At 67.3% G+C, this 4,220-nt stretch carries 3 protein-coding genes; 1 reads left to right on the forward strand and 2 read right to left on the reverse strand.

Going from position 1 to position 4,220, the window contains the following annotated elements; genetic code table 11:
• Window positions 1-273 (forward strand): MAPEG family protein (locus tag VA603_RS08995; RefSeq protein WP_323438584.1); only part of this gene is annotated, 273 nt, incomplete at its 5' end.
• Between the two features lie 148 nt (window positions 274-421).
• Here the strand turns inward: VA603_RS08995 and VA603_RS09000 are convergent.
• Together VA603_RS09000 and VA603_RS09005 are read right to left on the reverse strand one after the other, a co-directional pair.
• Entirely contained in the window at window positions 422-3,292 is a 2,871-nt protein-coding gene (locus VA603_RS09000) for a TonB-dependent receptor (protein ID WP_323438585.1), read from the reverse strand.
• A gap of 220 nt (window positions 3,293-3,512) precedes the next feature.
• Window positions 3,513-4,220: SDR family NAD(P)-dependent oxidoreductase (locus tag VA603_RS09005; protein ID WP_323438586.1), on the reverse strand; the 708-nt coding region annotated here is incomplete at its 5' end.

The following is a 4,220-nucleotide window of genomic DNA, read 5'->3' on the forward strand; positions in this document are numbered from 1 at the left end:
GTCACCGGCCATGAAGGTTTCGAACGCGTCTACCGCGTGCAGATGAACACCCTGGAGCTGATGGTCGCGCTGCTGCCGTCGTTGTTCGTCGCCGCCCGCTTCTGGCCGGCCGAATGGGTGGCGGGCATCGGTGCGGTCTACCTGGTTGGCCGCTTCATCTACTGGCGCGCCTACGTCGCTGCGCCGGCGGGGCGTGGCCTGGGCTTCGGCCTGTCGATGCTGCCGGTGCTCGCGCTGCTGCTGATGGCCCTGGCGGGCGCGATCCTGCGCTGATTGCCCGGTCGCGAAGCCGACGGCCCATCCGTCGCGCAGAGGTGGGCTACGGAAGCAGTGTCGGCTTCCAGCCAATCCCGAAACCGAACGCCCGTCACCAACGACAAAGGGAGCCTTGCGGCTCCCTTTGTCGTTTCCCTCACCCGGCTCAGAAATCCAGGCTGAGCTTGGCGTAGCTGTAGCGGCCCGGCAGGTCATAGGTGCCCGGGTCGTAGCCATTGAGCGTGCAGCTCAGGCAGATCGGCGGGTTCTTGTCGAACACGTTGTTGACGCCCACGGTGACCTTGACGCCCTTCATCCACGCATCGGTGCGCCAGCTCACCTGCGCGTCGTGGTACGTGGTGGCGCCCAGCCAATGCTGGTCGTTGGCGCTGTCGGTACAGATGTCGAAACCATTGGCCCCGGCGCAGCGTTCGCGCAGGCGGTCGATGTAGCGCATCGTCCAGCTCGCGTTCCAGTTGCGGAAGTCCCAGTTGGTGGTCAACGTCGAGCTCCACTCCGGGATCGCGCTGTCGTTGATCTCCACGCCCGGCGCCTTCGGTTCGGCCTGGCCGGATTCGTTGATTAGCTCGTAACGGGTGACCCAGGTGGCCTTCCAGTCGAAGCCGAGCTGGCCCCAGCCGGTCTCCGGCAGCAGCCAATGCGCGGTGAAGTCCCAGCCACTGGTGTTGATGGTGCCCAGGTTGGCCAGGATGTCCTCGAAGCGGATGATCTGCCCGCGGTCGTTGCGCGTGTAGCTGGCGCAGGCGGTGGCATCGCGGGTATCGATGCAGCGGTCGAGGATGGCCTGCGCATCCGGTGCCTGGATCGCGTCATCGATGGTGTGGCGGTAGAACGTCACGCCCAGGTCCAGCTTGCTCGACCAGCTGCTGTTCTCGGCCCAGCCCGGGCTCCACACCGCACCGGCCATGAACGAGCGGCTTTCCTCCGGCTGCAGGTCGCGGTTGCCGGAAGTGACCACCGAGATCTGCGGATTGGCCTGCTCGTAGCCGGCCGGCACGCCATCGGCCACGCACTTGGGCGTGGTGGAGGCGGCGTTGTTGCACGGGTCCACCAGGGTCGCGTCGAAGCGGCTCAGCGTGCCGTACAGCTCGCCGATCGACGGTGCGCGGAAGCCCTGCGCGTAGGACATGCGCAGCAGCAGTTCGTCGGCCGGCTGCCAACGCAGGCCGATCTTGCCGGTGCCGGTGCCGCCGAAGGTGGAGTAGTCCGAATAGCGGCCGGCGATGCTCAGGTCCAGGCTCTTGCCCCAGAAACCGCCACGCGCCAGCGGAACATCGAATTCCGCATAGGCTTCCTTCACCGTATAGCTGCCAACGGTGATGCCCGACGGCACGCCGTTGTACTCGCCGGCCACGGTGATCGGGTCAGGGTGGTATTCGCCCTTGTAGCTGCGCCACTCGGCACCGGCGGCGAAGGACACCGGCCCGGCCCAGTTGTCGAACAGCTCGCCGGTGATGTTGGCCGAACCCAGGCTCAGCGTGTTCTTGCTGCGGTCGCGCACCAGCGGCGAGATCCAGGCCAGCATGTCCGGGGTGATGGTGCCCGGCCCGCCGAAGATGTTCAGCGGCACGCAGCCGGCGATCGCCGCGCAGGCGGCCGGGTCGCCCAGCGCCTGGTTGATGTGCTTGATGTTGTAGCTGCCGGTGTTGGTCTGGGTGGCCTTGCTTTCACTGGTCATCGCGTTGATGTCCCAGTTCCAGGTGCGCTGGTTGACCTCGAAGGTGCCATCCAGCCCGGCCGCCGCGTACCAGGTCTTCACCTTCTGCTCGTAGCGGCGCGGCCCGCCTTCCACCGGGCGTCGCCCGATCAGGAACAGGTTCGGGTCGCTGCCCATCGTGGTCAGGTCGAAGCCGAACGGGTTGTAGGGGTTGTTGGCCGAGATCACCAGGTTCTTCTCGGCCCAGTCGTTGTAGACGCCGGCGTCGGTACCCAGGAAGAACGGTTCCGGCGCGGCCTGGTTGGCCGACTCGCGCTCGCTGTACAGGCCACGGAACCAGCCGCTGACGGCCGGGGTGAATTCGAAGCGCACCTGGCCGAACACCGACTTGCGCTCATTCGGGGTCAGCAACAGGTTGTACGGGGCGAAGTTGAAGCGGTCCGGGGTGCCGAAGCAATGGTAGTCATCGGTGCGCGCGCAGCCGGTCTGGCTGGGATCGAACTGCGGCGAGGTGACGCCGGTGTTGGAGGTGATGTTGAACACGTTGCCGCTGGGGTCGGCGAACACCAGCCGTCCCTGCGGCGTGGCCGAGCTGCCATTGGCCAGGCCGGTGCCCGGCACCGGCTCGCGCGCCCACTTGTACTCGTTGGAGCCGATCTCCTTCTGCTTGAACCACGAGCCGCCCACGATCCACTGCGCACGTTCGCCGCTCTTGCCGAAGCTGAAGTCCACCCCGGTCGTGCCGCCACCCTTGAGGTTGTAGTCGCCGTACTGCACCTCGACGTGGCCACCGTCGGCGCCCTTCTTGGTGATGATGTTGACCACGCCGGCGATCGCGTCGGAACCGTAGATCGACGAGGCACCGTCCTCCAGCACTTCGATGCGGTCCACCAGCGCCAGCGGAATGGTGTTCAGGTCGACCGACGAGCCCACCCCCGAGCCGGACGATTCGTTGACCCAGCGGATGCCGTCCACCAGCACCAGCACGCGCTTGGGGCCGAGGTGGCGCAGGTCCACCGTGGCCGCGCCGGCACCCACGCCGCCGCCATCGGGCGGGAAGCCGAAGTTGCCGCTGGAGTTGAGCTTGGTGCTCAGCGAGGCGCCGCTGGCGGTGAGGTGCTGGACCACATCGGCCACCGAGGTGTAGCCGGTGCGTTCGATGGCCTCGCGGGACAGCACCTGCACCGGCACCTGGGTTTCCAGTTCGGCCTTCTTGATGCGGGTACCGGTGACCTGGATCGTGTCCAGGGTGCGCGCGTTCTCGGTGGCGTCCTGGGCGGCCGCCGTGGCGGGGAGCAACAACAGGGAAAGCCGTACGGCGTGGGCAAGGCGTTGCGTGCGTAGCGAAGACAACTTCATCGGAAAGCTCCTCTGAATGCCGGACTACTTCTGGTGGGCCCGCCGCAGGGGCGGGTGCCACCGACTTGTAAACAATTCGTTAGGCGGCGGCAACAAGAAGGCGCCACAAAGCCGCATTCATGTGCCAACGGATGGCACTTTGGCGAAATCCGGCACAAAAAAAGGCAGGGCCAGGCCCTGCCAAACACACAATGTCAGGTGCGCCCCGGCGGCGCGGCGGTCAGCGGGCGGAGTAGCCGCCGTCGACCAGGTGGTAGCTGCCGGTGATGAAGGAGGCCTTGTCCGAGAGCAGGAAGCAGGTCAGCTCGGCCACTTCGTCGGCCGTGCCCAACCGCCCGGCCGGGTGCAGCGCCACCAGCCCGGCGTAGGCCTGCGCGTCCATGCCCTGCAGCAACGGCGTGTCGATGAAGCCGGGGCCGACCGCGTTGACCCGCAGGCCCTGGGCCGAGTATTCCAGCGCCGCGCTCTTGGTCATGCCGACCAGGGCGTGCTTGGCGGCGACATAGGCGGCCGAGCCGGCCCAGCCGTTGCTGCCCAGGATCGAGGCCATGTTGACGATGGCGCCGCCACCGGCGGCCAGGATCGCCGGCACTTCGTATTTCATCGCGTAGAACACCCCGTGCAGGTTCACGCCCAGCACGCGGTGCCATTCCTCCAGCGGGTAATCGGCGGTCTGCAGGCTGGCCCCGCCGATGCCGGCGTTGTTCACCGCCAGGTGCAGTGCGCCGAAACGCTCCACGCAGGCCTGCACCATGTGGCGCACGGCATCCGGGTCGCTGACGTCCACGCGCAACGGCATCACCCGATCACCCAGCGACATCGCCACCGCGGTGGCCGCGTCACCGTCGATGTCGGCGGCCAGTACCTGCGCCCCGCGCGCGGCCAGCTGGCGGACCACGGCTTCGCCGATGCCCGAAGCCGCGCCGGT

Source organism: Stenotrophomonas capsici (genome assembly GCF_034961085.1).
In the GTDB taxonomy this organism is placed as follows: domain Bacteria; phylum Pseudomonadota; class Gammaproteobacteria; order Xanthomonadales; family Xanthomonadaceae; genus Stenotrophomonas; species Stenotrophomonas capsici.